Raw genomic sequence first — 24,788 nt, 5'->3', positions numbered from 1 at the left:
TTCAATACGTTATTACTTTACCAATGACAAATGGCTGATTTAATTTCCAATTAACTTTCTGTCTGACTGAGAATAATTCAGTCTTTTCTAAATCTGAATAATCTATACGATGAAAATTCATGAGATGATACATCCCCGAATCTTCATATACCAATAATTCATTATTCCCAAGCTGACACTTCTCCTCAATAGTACGTGTACTGTTCTCTTCCTCTCCTGTTAGGCCAAAGAAGAAAAGTACTAAAGAAAGTTTAAGAAGAGCTTTCATAATGGTTTTTGAACCATGACGAGTTTGCACCAGTTAGTGCTACAAAAAACTTAAAAAAATCAATAATTTATTCTAGGTTCCAACCACAATAATCCAAATAGAAGCAAAAATATCGAAAGCCAGACCCAATCCTGAATACCGATATTTTCCGTTTCAACTTCTGCATCAGATTGATTCATATTTTGACTCTTTAAAAAGTTAGAAAGAATTAGCTCGGAATGAATAGGTTTCAATTCATTTTCCCCATAGACAAAGACTTCCACAGTGTCTGCAAGAGTCCTCCAGCCTGAATTTTGAGCTAAAAAATTCGCAAATTTTGTTTGTGGATTAATGAGGTCTTGTTGAAGAAAAATAGAATCACTATCCAATACTATTGACTTTAACTCTGTTTTAATTCCGTTATAAATGACCTTATTGACTTGATTTGTAAAAAAAGGCGCATCATATTTCCAATTCTCCAATTCATTGGGAGAAATTTCACCCAGAATTTCATCCCAAATCCGTTCATAAGTTATGGTATCACCGCTCAAGTATTTCGGGAATGTTTGACTGATTAAGCTCATCCCAACTTTTAAATTCCCAAGATTTTCTATGGCAATTGAATTCTCTAACATCAATTTTTGACCTGCACTTGGAACAAACTCATATGGTAGGGCTTCAACTCCTGATTCCAACAATCTAAATTCATCCGAGGTACTTCTTGTCAGTTGAAAATTTGTACCAAATAGGCCATTCAATTCTTTGATTTCAATTTCAGGGTTTTGAGAATTAATTAATAAAACAGAAGCAGCCCCTTGGCTTAGTTCTTCTTTTACACTTTTAGTTTTTAGTTGGTTCAAATCTCCGATCAGCACCTTTAATGAATCTAATTCAATAAGATCAGACCGAATTTCGCTGGATCTTGAAATCTGGATTTTCTCCTCAACTTTTTCACCCCTTTTTAGTAAATATTGAGTTAGAGCTCTTACTTCAGGGTCTGGAAAAGAAATTCTAAGACTGTAACTTTTTGGTTTTGAGGGGATGGAAAAAAAGCGAATCTCCTCTAATAATGAATCATTTAAATAAAGCCCCAATTCGTTTCTTCCGGATATATTAACAGGGAAATTAAACTCAAATTGATTTTGCCCTATTGTTAAAGAATCCAGCCGTAGGACCCGATTTTCAAATTTCAATTCTAGTGTTGAGGCCTTATCCACGTTCAATTCCCCAAGGATATTTTGAACTTCTCCTGTCCTCAATACTCCTTTCCATTTGAGATTATCTAGTTCATTTATGGAAGAATTTTCAATCCATATGATGGATTTTTCTGTAAGTTTATTTAATGCTAATTCAGAGTAATTTTGACCAAACAAATAAACTGGATTTCCTCTACCTTTGTATTCTTCAATTTTTTCAACTCGCTTTAAACCAAGACTATCTTTTAGAAACTTTATTTGATCGGGAAAAACATCATTAGAGTATACCAGAACAGGTTCAGATCCTGAATTCACATTCCAGTTGGGCTGGATTAAGAATAAGATAAAACTAAAACCTAAGAGTAAATTTAAAATTGCCTTGATTACTTTCTTTTCCCCAGGGTTTTTAGAATTAAAAATTTGGTAAAACTGGACTCCTAAAATCAACAGAATCAAAACAATAAAAATGATCACCCAAGTATTGGGCATAGAAGGATTTAACTGCATCATTTTATGTTTTTCAAAAATGCCTCTTTCAATTCTTTTTGCTGAAAGTATGATGCTGCCAGTTTTTCTTCTGAATTTGAAAGCGGGTAAAGCGACTCAACTAATTTAATCTTATTCTCCATAGTGATTTCACCAGAAGAGAGTTGCTGAAGGGCTAACAATACTGACCATTCATCCATTCCGGAATATTGCATTCTGGAAGTCCATAATTTACCCAATTCAGAAATTATCAGCTGATCTTCAGAGGAAAGTTGATTTTTAGACAACATACCCAAAACTTGTGAAGCAAGAGGTTTTATCTTATTCCTTGTTACAGCTTGTTCTTTATCAATTCGTTGATTTATATCCTCCAATTCTCCACTTAATCTTTTCTCCTCTTCTTTTATGGGTGCAGGATCGAATCCTGTTCTTTTCACATAAACTCTGGATTTCTGCTGAACTGATTTTAAGTATTCCAATGCCTTCTTTTCAAATGGCAAAGCTTTTTCAGGCTCATAAAGTCTTAAATATAACTCAGACTCCCACATCTGTTGCAAGGCCATTTTTAAAGCACTTTTGGTAGATTCTTCATAAAAGGTATTCTCATCCTCTGCCCCATGATCATGCATGAAGGCACTCAGGAGATTTCCCAATCCCGATTCATCCTCACTGTTATATTCTGACTCAGTAACATTCTCACTAATCGATTCATTTGCCTCTCCCGATATGACTGCTATCTCATGTTCCCCTTCTTCATCATGTGCATGTCGATATCCTGCCAAAATATCTCCATCGTCCTCTTCCATAGAACCACCTCCAGCAGAATTTTCAAACTCTTCTCCTAAATACTGTCCATATCTTAACCGGAGCAATTTCTGATCGTATCCGATTTCATTGGAAGTTTCATTGAAGGTTTGTTTCTTTATTTTACCTCGTTGAGCAATTAATTTTTCAGTGTCTATTATTATTTGCCGCTGACTTCTGAAATATTCTGGCAATACAGTAATTGCCATTCCAGCCAATTCCTCCTCTCCTATTCCTGTTGAATCTACATATTTGATAAAGTAGGTGTCAGATCTTGAAAAATTCGATTCCGGTGATTTATTATCTATTGCTGCCCAATAATAGTACAACTCGTCACCCTGTCGGGATTCCAATGCTTCAAAATCCAATTGGGTTCGTAAGGTGGATGATTGAAAATTGCGCTGATTTAAGTCAATTCTACTTTCACGGAATTTGACATTCTCACCAGAACCTCGAGCTAAAGTGGCAACCAGATAAACCTCTTTCACCTTAAAATCGTCTGAAACTTTCGCCTCAATTTCCATTTTTTGAGAATCCTTTTGAAAGTGAAATTTATAAATTTCCTTTTCAGTAGGTTGAATAACAGGCTTCTTGTCTTCGTAGACTTCCATTGTAAAATAGGAAGACTCAAAAACCTTTTCTTCCTCTTGATATCCTCTCAAGGCATAAATTCCAGAACCTGAAGCTTCGTCGATTAAAGTATATTGCTGACCTTCCTTTTTAAACCCCAATTCATCCCCTTGGGAATTAACTAGCTTCACTTCAAGATTTTCAGAATTTGTGAATCCTGCTTCCCATTGAATCCGGGAACCTTTTATGGTTTTAATCTCAAGATTTTGCTGTTCTATCCTTGGTAATTCTGTATAGGCTGGGGGATTAATAAAAACATTCAAGCTTGAAATCTCAATAGGAAGAACAGCCTCCTCAGGTGCTAATTCATTGCTTATACCAAGTACTTGCGTTTCTACATTTGACTCTATTGACCAGTTAATAAACCCCAATCCAAAAACAGCTAAAGAAAGCAGAAAAAACACAAGAAACACTTTTAGATTCTCATGATAAATTGAAGGCTTTTCATTTGGAATTTGAAGATTAATTCTTTCCCATTGCAAAGATTCAGCAATATTTCTATCCTTCTTTTCCAACAACTCAAGGCTGAATTCCATAGAAGGAAATCTTTTATGGAGGATTTGAATCGCAGTATTTTTTTGATTCTTGAACAATCCAAGAAAATAAGCTCCGATCAAAAAAGAAATCAAAAACACGAAAATGGTGACTAGCCAAGAATCCTGAAAAGTGAAAAACAATAAACCTGAACCAAAGCCTATGAATAATGCCTTCAGTATGGTATTAATCCTAATTTGGATTTCAATATTGGAAATATGTTTTTCTATCTTACTCATATCCCTCTTTGATTTGAGAAATAGCGTTCCATTCCAAAAGTAAGAATGAACAATCCACTCAGGAGAATCTCCAATCCTGATTTTTTATTTTGTTTATCCTCTTCTTTGATCATAAACCGAGACTCGATTTGTTTTTGAGTTACTTCTGTATCAAGATTTTTGAGGCCTGAAAAGTTTACCAATTCTCTCAAAAGATACTCAGGGAATTCACCTTCTTGTACCATTTCAGTGCTTTCAAAGCTTAGTGTCTCGGGTAAAAAGAGAACGTTTTGATGATGTGGAAATCCAGATTTATTGAATAGAAAGTAAAGTTTATCACCGTCAATTTTCTCAGGAAAGTTTCGGTCGAAAATTAACTTTGCCTGTTCCATTTCTTGCACTTCATCAAACTTGATTTTCATAACAGTTGAAATCGAATTTAATGCTGCTTGAACAATTAATTTCGTCTCGTCTTCTATTTCTCCAAAATAATACCCTAGATTTTTTAACACAGCAGTAGCTTGTTTGCTAGATTCAAACGATGAAACTGCTAGAATTCCAAATTCATTCATTTCAAGAACGCGGGAAGAGTCAATTGCTATGACAGAGTTATTAGCTTTTTTGAACGCTGTTTTTGCTAGGTGAATTTTTGGTTTGATTGGACTGATGAATAAATTATCTCCCAAGTAATTTTCAGAATTTGGAAAGTATAAATTCAATTCTGAAATAGTTGAGGGTAATTTGTTTAATGTCTTTTGAATTTGTTGTGAAGAATGCTCTCTAGGGTTTATTTCATTTGATATATCTGTCAAATCAGGTTCTAACCAAAATACATCCTCTCCCCTTTCAATTGCCTGTTCCAACTCAAATCTATACTCTTCATAAACCTGTTTATCTGATGCAACCAAGTGTATTATTTTCAACTCTTCTTCTAAAGTCCAAGAATTTAAAATCAGTTTTGAAAGCAAAAAAACGAGTAAAATGATCATCAACATTCTCAAAATCAAAACGAATAATTGATCTAACCGAATGGATTTTGAGGACTGATTTTCTTGCTCAGATAACCAAGCCATAGCTGCCCAAGAGACTTTATTTCCTTTTTTTCCATTCCATAAATGGATGGCAATAGGAATAGATAATCCTAAAAGTCCCCAAAGCAATATCGGTTGGAGAAATTCCATTAGACAAATGATCTTTTGGAAAGAAACTTGGAAACTACCGAGGCGATAGGTTCGTCAATCGTCTCCTGCATTAAATGAATAGTAGGCTGATGAAAAGCCTCTTTCAAAGATTTTAGATAGGTTCTAATTGATTCGATGTACTCTTTTTTTGCGGTAGCGCCATCCAAAGTAATCTCCTTATCACTTTCCAGGTCTTTGAAAATAAAACTTCCTTTCATATCAAATTCCACTTCTTGCCTACCCAAAAGTTGAAATAAGACAATTTCCTTCTGTGGATGTCTCATCTCTTCGACTATTTCTATCCATTCATTATCCTTTTGCAAAAAATCAGAAACAAGAATAATCAATTCCTTTTGCCTACTCTTTAAAGCTGGAAACGAATGTTTGGAAACGGGCCAAGAACCAGAAGCTTCTTCAGCTTCGAGATAATATAAAATACGTTGAAAACTTTTTGGAGATGGTGCTACTTTTTTCGTGAGTTTCCCATCATGAAAAGTGAAAAATGTCAAAGAATCCCCTTGAAGGTGGGCTAAATATGCTAAGGTCGCTAGAAGGTTTTTAGCATAATCAATTCTTTTAATTCCATTTTCCTCATAATTCATAGACCCTGACAAATCCAGCATTAAAGTGATATTTAAGTGACTTTCTGCTTGGGATTCTTTTATCATATACTTGCCAGACCTGGAAAAATACTTCCAGTCAATTCTTTTTGGGTCATCTCCTGGTTCATAATATCTGTATTGCTCAAACTCACTTCCAGTGCCAACCCGTTTTCCAAGATGGATTCCTTGCTTAAGTTGCTCACTGATTATTTTAGCAGAAAGCTTTAGATTGTTGAGTTTGACTATTTCCAGATTGCTAGCTTGCATGAAGAGGGAGAGAATCTACAATTTTGGTTATCACTGAATCAGCCTCCACATTTTCGGCTTCAGCCCTAAAATGAAGAGATAATCGATGTCTTAAAACCGGAAAGGCTAAAGTCCGAATATCTTCAGGAGTTACGGCAAACCTTCCTTTTATAATAGCTCTAGCTTTTGAACATAAAATCAAAGCCTGTCCAGCTCTGGTTCCGGCTCCCCATTCTACATATTCTCTTACTGCCTCCACCTGAGTGATATCAGGTCTGGTGGAACGAATTAACTTGTTTATGTGATCTAATAATTTGGAGTCTATATGAACTTGACGAGTAATCTTTTGAAGTTTTTTCACTTCCAGTCCGGATAAGACCTTTTCTGGTTTTCCTGCATAAGTTCCAGTCGTCTTTTCAAGCACCTCCAATTCCTCTCTCTCGGATGGATAGGCAAGTTTTATATAAAGTAAAAACCGATCTAATTGTGCTTCAGGCAAAGGGTAAGTCCCTGATTGTTCGATTGGGTTTTGAGTAGCAATAATCAAAAAAGGATCTGGTAGTGGATGGATTTGGCCACCATAGGTAACCATTTTTTCTTGCATAGCTTCCAGTAAGGCAGCTTGCGTCTTTGGAGGAGTACGGTTGATTTCATCTGCCAAAACCATATTGGCGAAAATTGGTCCCCTATTAAATTGGAAAAACTTCTTACCTGTTTCATGGTCTTCCTCAAGAATTTCAGTCCCCAAAATATCTCCTGGCATTAAATCAGGAGTAAACTGGATTCTTTTGAATTGAAGTTCCATGACTTCGGAAATGGTTTTTACCATTAAAGTTTTTGCAAGACCCGGAACACCCTCCAAAAGGCAATGACCTCCAGCAAGTAAGGTTATGATGATCTCGTCTAAGACCTCTTCCTGACCTACAATTACTTTTGCAATTTCTTTTTTAAGCAGAGGGATTTTTGCTACTAAGTCTTTATACTCTGCTAATTCTTTATTTTCCAATACGTTTTAGGTTAAGGCATAGACCACAATGTTGACACCGAATTTGGTGTTATCAATTTTCAGGAAACGTTTGTTTCTAAAATCATAGTCCCATTCGCACCCATAATCTTTATTACTATAAAGAACCGCTATTCTACCTTTAATGATGATGGCTTTGAGGTAGTCATGAACTAAATCATCGCCCCATCCATTCAACTCAAAAGAGGTTGCTGGAGGGCCATCTTCAAACTCGAAGAAGCAGTTATAAATCCAATGGTCATTTGGGATTTTTTGTAAAGCATCCGGGCCAAAAATCTCCGACATTTCCGCTTCGAAGGACTTTGCAAATAATCCGTCAATATCATGGTTGCAATCATCGGCAAAGACAAAACCTCCATTCTCTACATATGTCTTAAAATTGGATCTTTCCTGAGAGGAAAAATCAACCAATTTATGGCCACTGATGTAACAAAAAGGGCTTTTGAAGATTTCAGGACTACTCAACTCTACCACTTTCTCAGTCTCATCCACAGGTATCGTAGTGTACTCAACTAGGGAATTGATCAGATTAGAAGGCATTCTTTGATCTGTATCCCAATTTCCTGAATTATACTTAATTCTTGTAAAAAAGAAAGGCCGCATTTGTTGGTTAGTTTTCAATATTCAGTAAGAAGTAAGCAGTGAACAGAAATCAATTTTGTTTTAGAATTATTCTTATACTAAATCAAAAGAAATCCACTCACTGCCTACAATAAACTTCATACAGATTTTAAACGGCGTCAGACAAACTAGTGAAAGTAAAGTCTCTAATTTTCATCGGAGGCATCATACTTCCATCCACTCGTTGTGGCTTGCCCATTGCTTCAATGTTGTTCAACATGATAATTGGACTTTCATTGAATCGGAAGTTTTTCACAGGGAATTTGATTTGGCCGTTCTCAATATAGAAAGTACCATCACGGGTAAGACCAGTAAACAATAATGTTTGTGGATCTACTCCTCTGATATACCAGAATCTTGTTACCAATACACCTCTTTCCGTACTTTTGATCATATCAGCAAGAGATTGATCCCCTCCTTCGAAAATCACTCCTCTTGGTCTTGGCATTGGTTCAACGCCTTGTTTTTCGGCCCAATAGCGAGAATAAAACAAGTTCTTCACGACTCCATTTTCTACCCATACTGTTTTCTCTAATGGTAAGCCATCTCCACTCCATGGAGCTACCGGGATATCAGGATGAGAGGGGTCTGAATAGATATTTACTCTTTCGTCAAATATCTTTTCTCCGATTCTGGTACCTCCACCCTTCTTACTCATGAAGCTTCTTCCTTCATCTGCACTTCTTGCATCAAGACCAAAGGTTAGTCTTCCAAGTAAATCAGAAGCCGCTCTTGGCTCAAGAATTACCGTATATTTTCCAGGTTCAATGGCTTGTGCATTCACAGAAGCCATTGCCTTTTGAACTGCAAGGTTCGTGACAGCACCTGATTTCAACAGGTTCACATCATTGTAATCTGATCCAGAATAACCTGATCCAGTACCGTCTGCTGTTCTCACGGTTACAGTAAAATCAACAGAAGTTCTCTTATTATAGCCAAACAAGCCCTTACTGTTACCAGATGCATTAAATCCTGAAAAATCTTCTAAATACCCCGCTGCTGTTAAGTTATTTTCTGCACATGGTTTGATACTATCGATTGCAACTTGAGCTCTGTAATCAGGATCAATATTATCTGTGCTCTCAATAAAAGTTTTGGTCTCCTGATAATTTTGAGGTCCAAGCATCGGCATGTATTCGGGATTCTCCGGAGCCAACATCGCAATTTCCTCAGCTCTGGCAACTGCCTTTTTTAAGGATTCATCATCAAGTTCATTGATACTGGTAGAACCCGATTTTTTCCCAAATACAGAAGTGATCTGGAGACTGATACTATTTGTCTCTCCACTGGTATTCACTGTATTCCTCGCATAACGGATATTGCCGGTTCTCCCTCCTGAAAGGTTGACCTCAGTTTCATCTGCTTTTGCGTAGGAAAGAACTTTATCTATAATTTGTTTTGCTTCTTCTTTTGTTAAAATAGCCATTTCGATGATTTTAAAAGTTAAATCTTTCTTCCAGTGTTAATTACATTGACGCCGTCAAATCGGGTAGTAGAACTACCGTGAGAAACAGCAGAAACCTGAGATGGCTGCCCTTTTCCGTCAAAGAAAGAGCCAAAGAGCTTATAATCATCCTTGTCACAAATCTGTGAACAAGAATTCCAAAACTCCTGTGTATTTGATTGGTAAGCTACATCTTCCAGCATACCGACAATCTCACCATTTTTGATTTCATAAAATAGCTGTCCGCCAAACTGGAAATTATATCGCTGCTGATCGATAGAATAGGATCCTCTTCCAACGATATATACTCCTTTCTCCACACCTTTTACCATATCATTCACACTTAACTTCTCTTTCCCTGGTCTCAGTGAAATGTTTGCCATTCGTTGAAACTGAACAGACTCCCAACTATCTGCATAGCAACAGCCGTGGGATTCCTTCTCTCCTAGAATACTCACTTGATCACGGATTGCCTGATAGTTAACAAGGACACCATCTTTAATCAAATCCCATTCTTTGGTCTTCACACCTTCGTCATCATAGGCAACATAACCCAATGAATTTGGCTGGATTTTATCAGCGAAAATATTCACTTTATCAGAACCATATTTAAAGTCACCAGACTTCCATTTGTCCAACGTCGCAAAGCTTGTTCCTGCATAATTTGCCTCATAACCCAAGACTCTATCAAGTTCTAATGGGTGACCAACAGATTCATGAATTGTTAATCCTAAGTGATCTGGGTCCAATACCAAATCATATTTGCCTGGCATTACAGATTTTGCTGAAAGTTTTTCAACCGCCTGTTTTGCCGCAGCAGTTGCATCTTCTACTATATCATAAGAATTTCTATAGCTTACTAACCCTACAGGACCAGGGATTTTCTCTGATTCTAATCCATCCAGATATTCATATCCCATACCCATTGGAGCACTAAGCGCCTGTCTAGAGCGGAAATTACCCTCTGACTTATTCAGGGCAGTAACTGTAAAATTTGGCCAAATTCTGTGTACATCCTGATCAATATAGGATCCATCTGTAGATGCAAAATATTTTTGCTCGTTTACCATAAATAAAGCCGAATTGACAAAAGCAGCTCCATTTTGAATTGCAGCATCATTTGCACTTAAAAGCAAGTCAATTTTATCTTTAACGGGCACTTCAAATGCATTCTTTTTTATGGGAGTTTGCCATGAGACCTCACCTGCCCCTTGTACTGGCGCGAGTTCAACAGGTTCGTTCTGAAGCTTTGAATTTGCCTTAGCAATAGCTACTGCCGTTTCCGCACATTTTTTAATTCCATCGGGAGTGACATCCGAAGTGGCTGAAAAGCCCCAGGTGCCTTCGGCAATAACCCTAATGCCTACTCCAAAGGACTCTGCGTTAGTAATGTTTTGAACATTTTTTTCTCGGGTAATGACAAATTGGTTGAGGTATCTTCCAATTCTTACATCCGTGTATGTTGCACCTTTCGCCTTCGCAGCATTCAATGCAGTATCTGCAAGCAATTTTTTAGCAGCAACATCAATTCCCGGTTCCATTAATCTTTCTGCTGAAACGGGTTTTCCCATTGCCAGCATTCCCGGCGTCATCAGAGCTCCAAGGCCCATACCGGAAAGGTGAATAAAATCTCTTCTTTTCAATTTACCTTCTGTTTAAATGATGGTTTGTTAGTGATTTTTTGGTTTGATAGGGTATTAGCTATAAAAATACCTTTTATGATTCTCAAGCCAATAGAATTATACAGTCGCGGTAAAATCGCTATATATCCCCCCTATTTCATTATTTAACTACCACAATTATTAAATTTTAACTAAAATCAGCTAATAAGATTACTTTAAAAGCACCTGATTTTTTCAAAAAAGTTTAATAATATTTGTTTTCACCTTTTTTTCAACCCTGTATTCTGAAGATAGCATTTCTTTTTAAATCTTGATTTCTAAAAATAATTAGAGTGTTCTGATATATTTTTTAAAAGAATTCTTAGATTTTCTTATAAATTTTTAATCGAATACCTACATGCTACACACTATTTTAGGTGCCAATGGTAACATTGCACAAGTTGTTTCCAATGAATTGAACAAGAAGGATATAAAGGTTCGTCAGTTTAGCCGAAATCCGAAAAAAGTGAATGAATCAGACGAATTGGCCCCCGGAGATTTATTGGATAGTCTTGCGGTCGCTAATGCCGTTTCCGGTGCTAAAGTTGTTTATCTTTTGGCTGGGATAAAATATAGTGGCAAGATCTGGGAAGAAGAGTGGCCAATCATCATGAGAAATACCATTGAAGCCTGCATTACCAATAAAGCCAAATTGGTATTTTTCGACAATATGTATGCTTACGATCCCAATGAGGTAGGACATCTCACTGAAAAGACTGCTTTGAATCCGAAAAGCAGAAAAGGAAAAGTAAGAAAGGAGATCCTAGATATGCTTTGGGAAGCTGTAAAGTCGAAAAAATTAACTGCACTAGTGGCTAGAGCAGCCGATTTTTATGGTCCAGGTGCCTCTAATAGTTTTTTGAATGAACTTGTAATAAAGCGGATGAAGAATGGTAAAGCCCCGCAATGGCTCTATTCAGGAGATAAAAAACATTCTTTCACCTATATCCCAGACGCAGGAAAAGCTACCGCATTTTTGGCGTTGCAAGAAGATTCCTGGAATCAAAGCTGGCATTTACCAACGGATCCATCTTTCCCTAGCGGAAAAGAAGTCACTGATTTATTGAATAAAGAACTTGGAACCAACTTCAAACTACAAGTGATGCCTTCATGGGTGGTTAGCATTTTGGGACTTTTTATGTCTATTATGAAGGAAATTAAAGAATTAAAATATCAAACGGCTGAAGACTATTGTTTTTATTCAACCAAAATAGAAAAAGCCTATGACCTTAAATACACCCCTTTTAAAACTGGAATAAAGGAAAGTTTATAATATTTATCCGGCTATTATGCTATTTGATTGAATACTTACGATTTAAATCAATTTCAACCCAAAGCAAATTGCAATACCCTTGCACTCTTCTTTTGCTAATTTTGTGACAAGAGATCTAATCTATGGCTCATTCCCACAATCATCACCATCATCAAACTGGCTCCAACCTGAAACTGGCCTTTTTCCTCAATTTGGCTTTCACCATTTTGGAGATTTTTGGAGGAATCTGGATTAATTCCGTGGCCATCATTTCGGATGCGATCCATGACTTGGGAGATACAGTTTCTTTGGGAATCGCTTGGTACTTGGACAAAAAATCAAAAAAATCAGCAAACCATCAGTTCTCTTTTGGGTACATCAGGTTTTCACTCTTAGGTGCCTTAATCAATGCAGTGATATTGATTACGGGTTCCTTTTTTGTAATTTCAGAGGCTATTAAAAGAATCATTAACCCGGAAGTCTCAGATGCCAAAGGCATGATCGTTTTTGCTTTAATCGGTGTTGCGGTCAATGGATATGCGGCATGGAAAGTGAGTTCAGGTTCTACACAAAACGAGAAAGTAGTCAGTTGGCATTTGATAGAAGATGTATTGGGATGGGTGGCAGTTTTGATTGCTGGCATCATCATGTACTTCAAGAATATCACTTGGCTTGACCCTGCTCTATCTCTGGCGATTTCCGCTTTTATTCTTTGGAATGTGTTCAAAAACCTGAAAGAAACACTTTATATATTCTTGCAGGCTGTTCCAAATGAACTTTCATTGGAGGAAATCAAAAATAAAATCAAAGAAATCCCTCAAGTAGAATCAATTCATCATACCCACCTCTGGTCATTGGAGGGTGCACACCACGTTTTTACAACTCACGTGAAAATAAAGCCAATCAATAGCATTGAGGAAGTGATAGAAGCAAAAGCTGCAATTAAAGATGTCTTAAGAAAATATCCTTTTAGCCATTATACAATTGAGGTCGAAATGCATGAAGAAACTTGTGAGCTGACCGAAGAACCTCACCAGCATTGAGTTTATTTTCAGAAAAATTAAAGTTTCTTTATCAGATCAAAAAAATTGACTTTTGGATTAATCATGGAGAAATTGTCTCTTTTTAATATTATTCTTATTCCACTATTTAAGATTTAAGTCTTCTTACTAACAATATTATTTTTTGGAAAGTTAAAAGGTGAAAATTTAATTTTTTTTCAATACCTTAAAAAGAAACAATCTTGAATCACAAGTATTTGAAAACAACTTTATCTAAAACAAGTTATTTTCTTGTAATCTAATGCTTTGTATTTATGATATACTTTTTATCCAAATTTGAATTAAAGCAATCATGAAAAACTCTTACCTCATCCTAGCTCTATTATTGATTTTATGCGTTTCTTGCTTTACGCAAAAAGACTACGTAACAGAATACGATTACAACTATCAGGGTTCGTTCAAAAGATATAAAACATTTGCATTCGTTGTACCTAATGAAATAGACACCGCAAGCATTTCCACAGTTTTAAACGCGACTATCGGTGCAAGATTGGGTTCTCAAGGTTTCCGTGAATATGAGCAAAAACCGGATATGTTGGTCAGCTATAAGATTTTCATGGATTCTATTAGATATAGAGGTTATAACCAGCCAGAATTTGATTATTGGCTAAATAGACGTGGTGTTACTACTATCAACGAAGAAGGGGAAGAAGAAAAAGAGCAAGAGAAAGACGAAACATACAATCAAGTAAAATACCAGGAAAATCAAGGTATGTTAGTTATTTATGTGATTGACAGTAAAAAAGGCAGTACTATATGGCAAGGTTATACTGCAGCTAATTTTGACATGGATTCCCCAGATTTTCAATCTGACATTACTCGGGCAGCCTATCGCGTAATGAATGAATTCAAAGTAGTAAATCGATATATGCAATAAATTATATGTAATCTATTGGGAATTCTTCTATCCACAGTGTAGAACCTTTCCCCAAAAGTTTTAGATATCTCGATAAATCGAGATATCTTTTTTTTGTGCTTACAAAGCCCAAAACAACCAGCAAAACACTGATTTAAAATAGATTAAGCCTTATTAGTTGAGATTTTTTGAAAGGTGATATTCTTGGTATTAAGGAATGGCAGTTGGTTTGGAACTGACTTATCAAAATCAAGAAAATCAAAAATGAAAAAATCATTTATTATCACCGGAATATTAGGAGCTACATTATTGGTTTCATGTGTTTCCAAAAAGAAATACACTGAATTAGAAAGTAACCTTTATAAAACTCAGTCTGAACTTGCCACTACTGAACAAGAAAAAGCTGAGTTGGAAGAGAAAATGGCTATCATAGAGGCGAGAGTTACTGAATATAATAACAGAATCAATTCTTTAAGATCAGTCAATGATGAATTGAATAGTACCAACGCGAGCCTTTATGATATAAAAGGATCTACCATCATGTCAAAGAATTCAAAATCAAAAATGAATGAAACGTTGACTATGGTCGATCAAGGAAAACTGGCTCAGGCAAAAACTCTGGAAGACTCAGTAAACTTAGCTGTTGAGTACAACTTAAAGAAAAACATCACAGAAACTACTGTTGATGGTGAAGAAGATGATATCCAAATTGATATTGATCAAACTGTCGTGATGATTTCCGTTTCCGATAAATTATTATTCAATACTGGAAGCTACAGAATCAACAGTAAAGCAAATCCTCTTTTAGAAAAATTAGCGGAAGTAATTAATGCTGAACCTAGTCTTCAAGTGATGATTGAGGGCCATACTGATCCAAGATCGATTTCAACCGGAGTCATTCAAGACAATTGGGATCTTTCCGTAAAAAGAGCGACAAGTATTGTGAGAAAATTACAACAGGATTATAACGTAGCTCCAGAAAAAATGATTGCTGCTGGAAGAGCTAGTTATATGCCAATTGTTGAAAATGACTCTCCTGAAAACATGGCAATAAATCGAAGAACAAGAATTGTTTTAATCCCAGATTTGGACATGTTCTTTGCAATGTTGTAATCATCTAACTAACTACCAGCCAAAAAAGGCTGATCTTTTAAGGATCAGCCTTCTTTTTTTAAATTCAAGTTTATCAAAATTCAACGTCTAAGGTTCCAAGTGCATGTTTCATGAGAATTTCCTGAAAATATAATGTAAAAACGGCCTGTGCCTGGTCAGCTTGTGCAGCTACTAACTGCTGATTAGCTGTTGATAAATCCACAAAATTGGAAAGGCCTAATCTAAATCTTTCCCTTACTGCATTTCTAGCCTCCTCTGCTGCCAATACCTGAATTTGAGTATTCTGCTCTTTCATAACTGCAGCTCTATAGTTTTGGTAGGCTAATTTCACCTCCTGATAGACCTTTCTATCTACAGATTCTTTTTGGAGGATTTGATTTTGGTAAGCAACTTTCCTTCTACCTACATCTAATCTAGTTTGTAAATTATTGAAAACTGGTATAGAAAGATTTAAACCAAGGATATTCTGAGGATAGATTTTCAACAACTGCTCCTGAATAGTACGATCATCCAAAGACGTGAAAAATGTATTGTAATTATAGAAAGCATTGATGCTTGGATAATACATTGCTTTCATTGATTGTACACTTTTTTTGGCTGCTGTTACAAGCATTTTTTGTTGCTCCAAATCGGACCGATTTACCAGAGCAAGTTCGTATAGTTCTCCAACAGTCAGACCTTCAAATGAAACAAGTGTATTTAATGGATCCACAGGTGCCAGATCTGGAATAACAGTTGGCTCTAATTGCAAAAATTCAGATAAATCCCAAAGATCATTCTCTAAAGTGAGCTGAGCATTAATGGACACAGATTCCAATCTCGCTACCTCTGACTGCTGATTAAATTGATCTGAAGTAGTTCTTAACCCAGCATCTACAAAACCAGTAATCTGTTCCAATTGCTTTTTTTGATTTTCAAGATTTTCTTGAGCAATTCGAAGTAATTCTCCATCCAAAAGGACTTGCAAATAGCGTCTGGAAACATCAAAAATCACTTGCTGAGCCGCTCTTTCTAGACCTTTTTCACCTGCCAAATAGTTTAGTCTTGAAGATTGTGTATCCAAAATCCTCCTACCTGAATTGAAAATCGGCATATTCAAGTTTAAACCTGAAGATACAATCTCATTGGTTACATTGGTCACAACAATTTCTCCCTCAATCTGCTGAAATTGTTGTCCAGATTGTTGCTGAAAAGAAGTTCTGATATTGGCATTTGGGAAATGCGAAGCCAAAGCAGATTGTTTTTGCTTTTTTAATACTTCCATATTATTTGATTGAATCTGGAAGTCAAGATTCTTGGATAAAGCAATATCAACAGCTTCCTGAAAATTGAGTTTTAAGGTATCCTGAGCAAAGGAATTTCCAACAGAAATCAATGTGATTCCTAACAGTAACAGTAATTTATACATTGTTAATAACTTCATCTTGATCAATTTTTCCATCCAGCATTTGTATTAATCTGGTTCCATAATCAGCATTTTCTCTCGCATGTGTAGCCTGAATAATTGTGGTACCTTCTTTATGAAGCTCTTGAAAAACCTCCATTATCTCTTTAGCTTGGCCCGAATGCAAGTTTCCAGTCGGTTCGTCAGCCAAGAGAATTCTTGGTCTACCTGCTATTGCTCTGGCGATTCCTACTAATTGCTGCTGTCCACCGGAAAGCTGTGCTGGAAAAAGGTCCTTCTTAGCGACCATATTGAATCTATCCAAAAGATTCGCAATAATGCTTTTACGCTCATTTGAAGATACTTTTCGATAAAGAAGAGGTGTTTCAATGTTTTCATAAACAGTCAATTCGTCTATCAGATGGTATGCTTGAAATATATAGCCAAACTCTGACTTATGAAGTGCAGAACGATCTCTGTCTCTCATTTTGGTGATATTATTATCCCCAAACCAATATTCTCCTGAATAATCTTCATCAAGAAGTCCTAGAATATTTAATAAGGTAGATTTACCGGCTCCACTCGGTCCCATGAGCGTTACAAACTCTCCTTCATTTATGGTTAGGTGGATGCCTTTGAGAATGAAAATCCGCTGAAAGCGAGATTCTATGAATTTATCAATTTCTTTAAGTTGAATCATTTGAAAATAATGAAATGAAATTTATGTGTTGATTAATCGCTTTTTAATGTTTTTGCCGGATTGAGAGTGAATACTTTCCAGCTTCGGTAAGCTATGGTTGCAATAGCTAAACTAAATACTATCCCAATTGCAATAATGTAAGGCCATATACTTGGATCAGTTTTATTAGCGAAATCCTGAAGCCAGTTTTTTGAAAACCAAATCCCAAAGCCTATGGCAAGGACTGCAGCAAAGGCCAATAATTTTAAGAAATCAGAAGCTAAAACAGTAACCACATTTCCCTGTGTAGCACCCAAAACCTTACGAATACTGATTTCACGAGTTCTTCTTAAGGCAACGTAGCTAACAAGACCAAAGAGACCCATACAGGCAATGAAAATGGCAATCCCGGAAAACAAGCCAAATATCCATCCTGATTTTTGCTCAGCGCTATACAATTGATTGTAAGCTTGATCCACAAAAACTGGATTAAATGGTCTTTCAGGCACTAAATCTTCCCAAATACCTTCTATTGTAGATAAAAGTTTAGCAGGATCTCCTTCAGGCAATTTGATCAGTAATACGTTGGCTTGATCCGGATCATTGAAAATAAATAATGGCCCCACTTGATGGTGTAAAGAATTAAAGTAAAAATCCTTTACTACCCCTTTAATCTCTGTGTTGCTATTAAATCCAAGATTGATTGTTTTACCGATAGCTTCTTCCACACTCCAACCCATTTCTTTGACAGCGGATTCATTGAGTATCACTGTAAAATGCTCATTTGTATCTTCTAGATCAGCTCTTTTTATATCCGATTCAGAAAATTTATTTCCTGCAATCAATTCAAGGTCAATAGTTTGTATGATATCCTTATCTACAGAATAACCTGTGATCATAAATTCACGCTGGTTATCTCCACCAGGAAAAACTTTATACCCCGCTTTGATATGAATAGGCATGTCTGCAGCTCTGGAAATTGAAGTTGCTGCTCCAGATCTAAGAATTTCATTTTTAATGGTTTCTACACCATCTCTCATATTGTAATGATAATTGAGAGAAACCAAGTGCTCTTTGTCGTACCCTAAATTGACCTCTTTCATGTAGTCAAGCTGACTCTTTACAACAAAAGTAGAAATCAACAAGCCGATAGAAACAAAGAACTGGAAGACTACCAGAGATTTTCTTACCCAGGCACCTCCCCCTACTTTTGTTTTATTTGCCAAAGCTTTGATTGGCTCCATTCCTGAAAGAATAAGAGAAGGATATAATCCAGCTAAAATCCCAATCAACACTACGAAAGAAACTAAAAGGGCAATTCCAAATGGAGAGACCACCAAATTTAAATCCAAGGGAACTCCACTTAAGGAGGCAAATTTTTGGGAAATCAAATACAAGGCAATCAAACTTAATACGGTAGAAGCAAAAGTCAGAAGCATAGACTCCGAAACAAATTGACCAAACAGCTGACCTCTTCCTGCCCCCATGGCTTTACGAAGTCCCACTTCTTTGTTTCTTTCAGTAGCTTCTGCAGTTGCCAAATTGACATAGTTAATAATCCCAATAGCAATCAATAACAATGCTACCACTCCAAAAATATATATATAACGGATATCAGATCCTGGCTTAATTGAACCTAGCGTTTGATCTCCTAGGTGAATTTGAGTAACAGGTTGAACAAAAAACGAGGTTTGGTAACCATATTCTGCAAGGTCTTTTCCAAGATACTTATCTACTATTTGCTCTAGTTTACCCTCAAAAGCTTGGGGTTCTGCACTCTCTTTCAATTTCACATAAGTATAATAATTACTTGGGGACCATTCAGGTGCTGTTCCATGTCGATGCGTTTTGAAAGAAGCTATAAAATCAAAATCAATATGACTGTTAGATGGAAAATCTTCCATTACTCCTGATACCACATAATCTTTCGTATCTACTTTTAAAACTCTTCCTACTGAAGAAACGGCGTTTCCAAAATACCTCTCGGCTGTACTTTTTGTTAGTACTATCTGATTTGGTTCGGAAAGGACCTGAGTTGAATTACCTGAAATAAGATCAAAATCAAACAGCTCAAAAAAGTTTTCATCTGCATATGCAAAAGACTTTTCTTCTTGATTTCCATCACCAGCATCAATCATAACTGATGAGAAAATACTTAAATCAAAAATTAGTGTACCGTTTTCTACTTCAGGGACTTCATCAATCAGCGTTGGAATTAGACTGGATGGAGTGGATGATACCAATTGAGCTTCACCTTCAGATCGAAATTCCTGATTTAGTCTGTAGATCCTGTTATAATCACTATACATTCTATCATAACTCCACTCATGATTGATATAAAGACAAATCGCCAAAAAACTTACGATAGCTATGGTCAATCCAAGTAAATTGATCCCTGTATAGAGTTTTCTCTTTTGTAGATTCCTAAAGGAAACTTTTAAATAATTTTTCCACATAATCTCTCCAGGTCAAATAGTTTATGATCTCTATCTAATCCCCAGTTTTGTGCCACAAAAAAAAGCCCCTGAAATAGCTTCAGAGGCATTATTTAACATCTCACCCTATGGTTTTCTCGAACATTTTTGTTCGCTTGCGGACGAAATAAATTATCAATTATCCTTTCTTCATCATAGGATTTCAAGTTTTAAGTCTTGATTCTAGAACATTAGCCTTGTCTCAGATAGCTTATGAATCAAGCTTTCATTACTTCTATTAAAACTTCCGATACTTTCCATCCAAAAATTCATTTGCTTCTTTCTCAGAGAATCTCGCTTTTTTGTTATCCCAATGAAGAGTTTGATTAGGTAATCTTCCGGCAATAACTCCCAGCAAAATTGTCTCAGTTAATCTAGCTGCATAAGAGAATGGAGCGCTACACTCATCTTTTCCTAAGCAAGCATCCACAAACTGATGATAGTGCTTTTTGCTTTCTGCATCATAATCCTTTACAGGTTTACCCAAATTAAACGACTCAATATCCATTTCTACATATTTCCCATCAACTATTTTTCTTGGAAGTTGCTGAAAGTGAGGGAGTAATAACCTTCCCTCTTCTCCGATAAACATAGCTCCCTGATCTGGTAATTCATCACCATTTGGAAGAATCAAATCTTCATGATCTGAAGGAGCTCCTGAACCATCGTACCAAACCCACTTTAATTTCTCAGCTGTTTGAGGAGTTCCTGGGAATTCATAAGTCACAGTATTATGTTCTGGGAATCCAAATCCTGTTGGCTGTCGACATTCATTAATAATTGTTTCAGGAACATCCAGTTGAAGCGCATTATATGGCGTATCAAAAATATGTACTCCCATGTCTCCTAAAGTACCACAACCATAATCCATTATTTTTCTCCAGTTGCCTGGATGGTAGTACCCATCCTTGTAAGGTCTTTCTGGAGCAGTTCCCTGCCATAGATTCCAATTTAATGTCGCAGGAACTGGATCAGATCCAGTTGGCTCAGGACCATCAAAACCCCAGTTTTTAGGAGACCAAGCACGTACGGTGTGTACTTTACCAATGATTCCGGATTGAATCAAAAGTGTCGCTAATTTATAATCATAAAAAGAATGAACCTGTATCCCCATTTGGGTTACCAGATTTTTCTTTTCAGCCATTTTCCTCATTTCTCTCGCCTCCGACACATGGTGGGTCAAAGGCTTTTGACAATAAACAGGCTTATCCATTTTCATGGCCATCAAGGACGCCGGAGCATGCGTATGATCAGGAGTTGAGACGACTACCGCATCGATTTCATTCTCAAGCTCTTTCAATAATACCCTGTAGTCTTCATAGATTTTTGCGTTCGGGTGTAATGCTTTCGCCTTTGCTAGGGCTGCGCTATCCACGTCACAAAGTGCCACAACATCTACCAACTCATGGGAAGAGATAGCATCTAAATCAGCCATACCCATTCCTCCAAGCCCAATATGCGCGGTTCTTAATCTACCGTCTGCATTCAAATTCTTTAAAAACGAAGGTGCCAAAGCTGCACCCAGAATACCAATACCACTTTTCTTGACGAAATCCCGGCGATCCATTACTGAAATTTTCTTACTCATTTTTATGATTTAGTTACTTTGATGATTTATAATTCTTTGATTCTTATGTTTCTGAAATGTACCACATCTCCATGTCCCAAAAAGCCAATATGCCCACTGCTTCTTTGCAATCCCAGATGCTCTTTATGGTCCAAAGTTCCATCTTTACTAGCTTCCAAATAGTCTCCATCCAAAATGGTGGTACCGTTTAGAATTACTTTGATTTTCGGATGATTGACAATGACTGTTTGCTGATTCCACTCACCAACCGGTTTTAAAAAACCACGTCTGGCAGGGATGACACCATAGACAGATCCATGATATTGATAGGTTTCTAATTCAGCATATTTCTTAGCTCTATTATCTAAAATCTGAAGTTCCTTCCCTACATAAGCTGCATCGCCTTCTAACGGGGCATGAATTCCAAGACCATTGTTTGCTCCTGGAGTTAATTGAAATTCAAAATGTAGAATGAAGTTCCCATACTCCTTTTCTGTATAAAGATTTCCTCCACCTCCTCCTTGAGGGTCTATGATAATCATTCCATTCTCTGCCCGATAAGACTCTTTGTTTCCAACCCAACCCTCTAAATTTTCACCATTAAAAAGTCTGGTAAAACCAGGTTCCAAACTTTTATTCTGTGCATTGCTAGTTGCTGCTACAGAGGCAAAAAGGGCTATAAAAAAGAGGTGTTTTAGGTTTTTCATGGGATGTCTGTTAAGTCATATGGATCTAGGCTTAATAAAACCATGGCACAATTTAACTTTTATGGGGAATTTCTCCCTAAAGAACTTCATTAAAAATTTTAATTACAATATTGGTGATTTAATGATTTTTTTGAGAAAGGTCCCAATAAAATATACTTGAACTTAGATAAACAACTATACAAAGCTATCAAACTTACCAAAGGGAAAGCCAATAAAATTATCCTTTAAACTTAATATTAATCACAAATACCTTATTCATCTTTAAGCACTTTGGAAGGATTAGTTTGGGAAGCTACATAGGAATGAGTCCCCACGATAAGAAGACAAATTAAGAGTACTCCTAATCCTGCAGCAATAAATATGAGGTATGGCATATCAACCCTGGTATTAAAGCCGCTAAGCCAATTATTGAGGAAGAAATAAGCAGGATAGATAGCTAGCAAAAATGAAATCCCAACCAAAATCATGTATTCTTTAGAAATCAAAAGAAGTATTTGTTGCAAGCTTGCCCCTAAGATCTTACGAATACTAATCTCTTTAGTACGTTGTGCTATTGTAAAGGAGGAAAGACCAAATAATCCCATACAAGAAATCAAAATCGCCAATCCGCAAGCAAAACCCAACACGTTTCTGATTTTTACATCCTCCTGGTAAAATCGGTCAATTTGCGTATCCAAAAAATTGAATTGAGTGGATTCGTATGGATAAATTGCGCCATAGATTTGGTCTAACCTCTCCTTTGCCGCAGCCAAATTTTGATCCGGATTAAGCTTTAGATTAATAGACTGAAAATACTCTGGATTATAGGTAAAGAGGAGAGGTCGGATTTCCTCACGAAGTGTTCGGGAATGAAAATCAGCAATAACCCCGATGATTTTTACTTGCTTTTGACTATATCCTATTTCAGCACCCAAAGCTTCCTCAGGACTTGAAAAACCGGCCTCTTTGACAAATTTGGCATTCACCATAATCTCATCTTCTTGGTCTATGCTCGCAGTTCCTGCTAGCAGAGGAATACCGTTCACACCTATAAAAGCCGAGTCAACATTCATTACCTGAATCGAAAGCTCTTCAAATGCAGTATCCACTGGTACGCGTGCAATAGAGGTCCAAAGACCCGAAGAAGACACCAGACTTCCACTTAGACTTGCGCTTTGTACCATTCCCTCCTGATTAATACGGTCTTGAAGCTGTAGCATTTTATCCGGATCGGACATAAATGGCAAGTTGGCATACACCACTGCTTCTTTTTCGAATCCCAGTGGCTGACTGGTGACATATTTCAGCTGGTAGTTCAGTACCAAAACAAGAATGATAAAAGCGATGGAACATGATAATTGAATAATGGTGAGATTCTTCCGCAGAAATACCCCTAAAGAGAATTTTCCATTTCTTACCATTTCCCCTTTTAAAGCTCGCTGAGGGTCGTAGTTAGATAGTATCAAAGCTGGATAAATCCCCGTAATAAATGTCAATAGAAGTGGAAAACCTACATAAAATAATAGATTGAAATATGAAAAATAATCTATTGCGAAATTCTGAGGCAAATACGTTTTAAACAATATTTTCAGTGCTTCCATGAGGCCTAATGCCAATAGTGAGCTAATCAAAATTATCAGAAAAGTCTCAGCTAAAAACTGAAAAATCAATTGAAACTGAGTGCCGCCAATTGTCTTTCTAATGCCAACTTCCTTAGATCGTCCAATAGCCTGGGCAGTTTCAAGATTCACAAAATTCAAGGTCGCAAGCACTAAGATTATCAAGCCAATAAATACCAACCCGTTTAAGAAAGTTTTGGAAACACTATTATTTCTATAAGTTTGTCCAAAGTGCATTTCAGCAAGTGGCTCGACAGAAAAGCTGGTATTGTATTCACCGTTTTCTTCAGCCTCCATATTTTTTGCTATCAATGGATTAAAAGCTTCATCCACAGATTCAGGTGAAACTCCTTTATCAAGTTTGATAAAAAGCTGACTATTTGAATTCACTGAATTCCATTCATGAAGTCCATACCAACTTATTTGCTCTTCCGTTCTGATTGTACTTAAAGATATAAAGTCATTGAAAATAAAATCTGTATTCTCTTTATACCCCGCTATTACTCCCGTGATTTTTGCATAGATAGAGTCTGAATCCACAAACATCAATTCCTGTCCCAATACATCCGAAGCATCTGAGCCTGGAAAATACTTATGTAAACTCGTTTCTGAAATCACCAAAGATTCAGGTTGAAGCAAAGCTGTTTCAGGATTTCCTGCAAGCCATTCTCTTGGGAAAATTTTGAAAAACCCAGGATCCGCAAAAGTCACATCATTCGTCCTGCCAAATACTTTATTAGTAGTGGGAAAGGTCACCAAGGTATTGTATAGGGTATAAAGTTTACCTTTTTCTTCGATCCCAGAGATTTCATCTTTAATTACCTCATATAAGGGTCCTGGAGTTCCAGAGTTGGGAAAACTCTCTCCATCTCCCCAATCCGTCAAAGTATTCACTCGATAGATTCTATCGGCATCCGGGTGAAATTTATCAAAGCTGTAGGAATGCATAACAACATTGAAAATCAAAAAGCATATTGCCACCCCAATAGACAAGCCGAGAACATGAATTAAAGAACGCATTTTATTTCTAAAAATGTTTCTGAAGGCAATTTTGAAGTAGTTTTTAAACATGGTTCTAATAATTGAAAAATTTGAAAATTTGAAAATTAGCTCTAATCATTTCAATACCTAAAATCTACGATTTTAGCACACCACACCTGTTACTTTGAAAATGGTACCTAGCTTCGGCAGGCAAGCTTTGTA

General features: G+C 36.6%; 19 protein-coding genes. 4 read left to right on the top strand and 15 right to left on the bottom strand.

Features of this window, described 5'->3' with window-relative positions:
* Position 1: 1 nt before the first annotated feature.
* From AAGF08_RS03500 to AAGF08_RS03460, 9 genes are all read right to left on the bottom strand, one after another.
* Complete coding sequence (locus AAGF08_RS03500) at positions 2–268, bottom strand: hypothetical protein (RefSeq protein ID WP_343509629.1); 267 nt, start codon at positions 266–268, stop codon at positions 2–4.
* A 59-nt stretch (positions 269–327) separates the two neighbouring features.
* A complete protein-coding gene (locus tag AAGF08_RS03495; protein ID WP_343509628.1) occupies positions 328–1,953 on the bottom strand; it encodes a hypothetical protein in 1,626 nt (541 codons plus the stop codon).
* Entirely contained in the window at positions 1,950–4,136 is a 2,187-nt protein-coding gene (locus tag AAGF08_RS03490) for a hypothetical protein (protein WP_343509627.1), read from the bottom strand. The genes AAGF08_RS03495 and AAGF08_RS03490 overlap by 4 nt, the downstream gene beginning before the upstream one ends.
* Positions 4,133–5,296: a BatA domain-containing protein gene (locus AAGF08_RS03485; protein WP_343509626.1), complete on the bottom strand. Its 1,164-nt coding sequence runs from the start codon at positions 5,294–5,296 to the stop codon at positions 4,133–4,135. Before AAGF08_RS03485 ends, AAGF08_RS03490 begins: the two co-directional genes overlap by 4 nt.
* On the bottom strand, positions 5,296–6,165 hold the full coding sequence (locus tag AAGF08_RS03480; protein WP_343509624.1) for a DUF58 domain-containing protein: 870 nt from the start codon (positions 6,163–6,165) through the stop codon (positions 5,296–5,298). The genes AAGF08_RS03485 and AAGF08_RS03480 overlap by 1 nt, the downstream gene beginning before the upstream one ends.
* Positions 6,155–7,150, bottom strand: a complete 996-nt coding sequence (locus AAGF08_RS03475) for a MoxR family ATPase (protein WP_343509623.1) — start codon at positions 7,148–7,150, stop codon at positions 6,155–6,157. The genes AAGF08_RS03480 and AAGF08_RS03475 overlap by 11 nt, the downstream gene beginning before the upstream one ends.
* A gap of 6 nt (positions 7,151–7,156) precedes the next feature.
* Positions 7,157–7,771, bottom strand: coding sequence for a DUF4159 domain-containing protein (locus AAGF08_RS03470; protein WP_343509621.1), 615 nt, complete (start codon positions 7,769–7,771; stop codon positions 7,157–7,159).
* A gap of 127 nt (positions 7,772–7,898) precedes the next feature.
* Positions 7,899–9,215: a TldD/PmbA family protein gene (locus AAGF08_RS03465; RefSeq protein WP_343509619.1), complete on the bottom strand. Its 1,317-nt coding sequence runs from the start codon at positions 9,213–9,215 to the stop codon at positions 7,899–7,901.
* Positions 9,216–9,232: 17 nt separating this feature from the next.
* The gene (locus AAGF08_RS03460) at positions 9,233–10,876 is read right to left on the bottom strand and encodes a TldD/PmbA family protein (RefSeq protein WP_343509617.1); all 1,644 of its coding nucleotides are present in this window, start codon (positions 10,874–10,876) and stop codon (positions 9,233–9,235) included.
* A gap of 376 nt (positions 10,877–11,252) precedes the next feature.
* Here AAGF08_RS03460 and AAGF08_RS03455 point away from each other — a divergent pair, with 376 nt between their 5' ends.
* The 4 genes from AAGF08_RS03455 to AAGF08_RS03440 all read left to right on the top strand — a co-directional run bounded on the left by AAGF08_RS03455 (position 11,253) and on the right by AAGF08_RS03440 (position 15,176).
* Positions 11,253–12,167, top strand: a complete 915-nt coding sequence (locus tag AAGF08_RS03455) for an NAD-dependent epimerase/dehydratase family protein (protein WP_343509615.1) — start codon at positions 11,253–11,255, stop codon at positions 12,165–12,167.
* Positions 12,168–12,289: 122 nt separating this feature from the next.
* A complete protein-coding gene (locus AAGF08_RS03450) occupies positions 12,290–13,189 on the top strand; it encodes a cation diffusion facilitator family transporter (RefSeq protein WP_343509613.1) in 900 nt (299 codons plus the stop codon).
* A 310-nt stretch (positions 13,190–13,499) separates the two neighbouring features.
* Positions 13,500–14,084 carry a DUF4136 domain-containing protein gene (locus AAGF08_RS03445; RefSeq protein ID WP_343509610.1) on the top strand — a complete coding sequence of 195 codons (585 nt, stop codon included), beginning with the start codon at positions 13,500–13,502 and terminating at the stop codon, positions 14,082–14,084.
* 243 nt (positions 14,085–14,327) lie between these two features.
* Positions 14,328–15,176: an OmpA family protein gene (locus tag AAGF08_RS03440; protein ID WP_343509608.1), complete on the top strand. Its 849-nt coding sequence runs from the start codon at positions 14,328–14,330 to the stop codon at positions 15,174–15,176.
* A 73-nt stretch (positions 15,177–15,249) separates the two neighbouring features.
* On the opposite strand, the gene AAGF08_RS03435 is transcribed toward AAGF08_RS03440, so the two are convergent.
* From AAGF08_RS03435 to AAGF08_RS03410, 6 genes are all read right to left on the bottom strand, one after another.
* Positions 15,250–16,599: a TolC family protein gene (locus AAGF08_RS03435; RefSeq protein ID WP_343509605.1), complete on the bottom strand. Its 1,350-nt coding sequence runs from the start codon at positions 16,597–16,599 to the stop codon at positions 15,250–15,252.
* Positions 16,577–17,260 carry an ABC transporter ATP-binding protein gene (locus tag AAGF08_RS03430; protein ID WP_343509603.1) on the bottom strand — a complete coding sequence of 228 codons (684 nt, stop codon included), beginning with the start codon at positions 17,258–17,260 and terminating at the stop codon, positions 16,577–16,579. Before AAGF08_RS03430 ends, AAGF08_RS03435 begins: the two co-directional genes overlap by 23 nt.
* A gap of 32 nt (positions 17,261–17,292) precedes the next feature.
* Positions 17,293–19,695: an ABC transporter permease gene (locus AAGF08_RS03425; RefSeq protein WP_343509600.1), complete on the bottom strand. Its 2,403-nt coding sequence runs from the start codon at positions 19,693–19,695 to the stop codon at positions 17,293–17,295.
* Positions 19,696–19,951: 256 nt separating this feature from the next.
* On the bottom strand, positions 19,952–21,301 hold the full coding sequence (locus AAGF08_RS03420; RefSeq protein WP_343509598.1) for a Gfo/Idh/MocA family oxidoreductase: 1,350 nt from the start codon (positions 21,299–21,301) through the stop codon (positions 19,952–19,954).
* Between the two features lie 26 nt (positions 21,302–21,327).
* Complete coding sequence (locus AAGF08_RS03415; protein WP_343509596.1) at positions 21,328–21,987, bottom strand: DUF1080 domain-containing protein; 660 nt, start codon at positions 21,985–21,987, stop codon at positions 21,328–21,330.
* Positions 21,988–22,238: 251 nt separating this feature from the next.
* The gene (locus AAGF08_RS03410) at positions 22,239–24,656 is read right to left on the bottom strand and encodes an ABC transporter permease (RefSeq protein ID WP_343509593.1); all 2,418 of its coding nucleotides are present in this window, start codon (positions 24,654–24,656) and stop codon (positions 22,239–22,241) included.
* Between the last annotated feature and the right edge of the window lie 132 nt (positions 24,657–24,788).

The sequence above is a fragment of the Algoriphagus sp. SE2 genome (assembly GCF_039563885.1).
Taxonomy (GTDB): domain Bacteria; phylum Bacteroidota; class Bacteroidia; order Cytophagales; family Cyclobacteriaceae; genus Algoriphagus.
The sequence above is the reverse complement of the archived record's forward strand: the minus strand, read 5'-3'. Positions and strand labels throughout refer to the sequence as shown.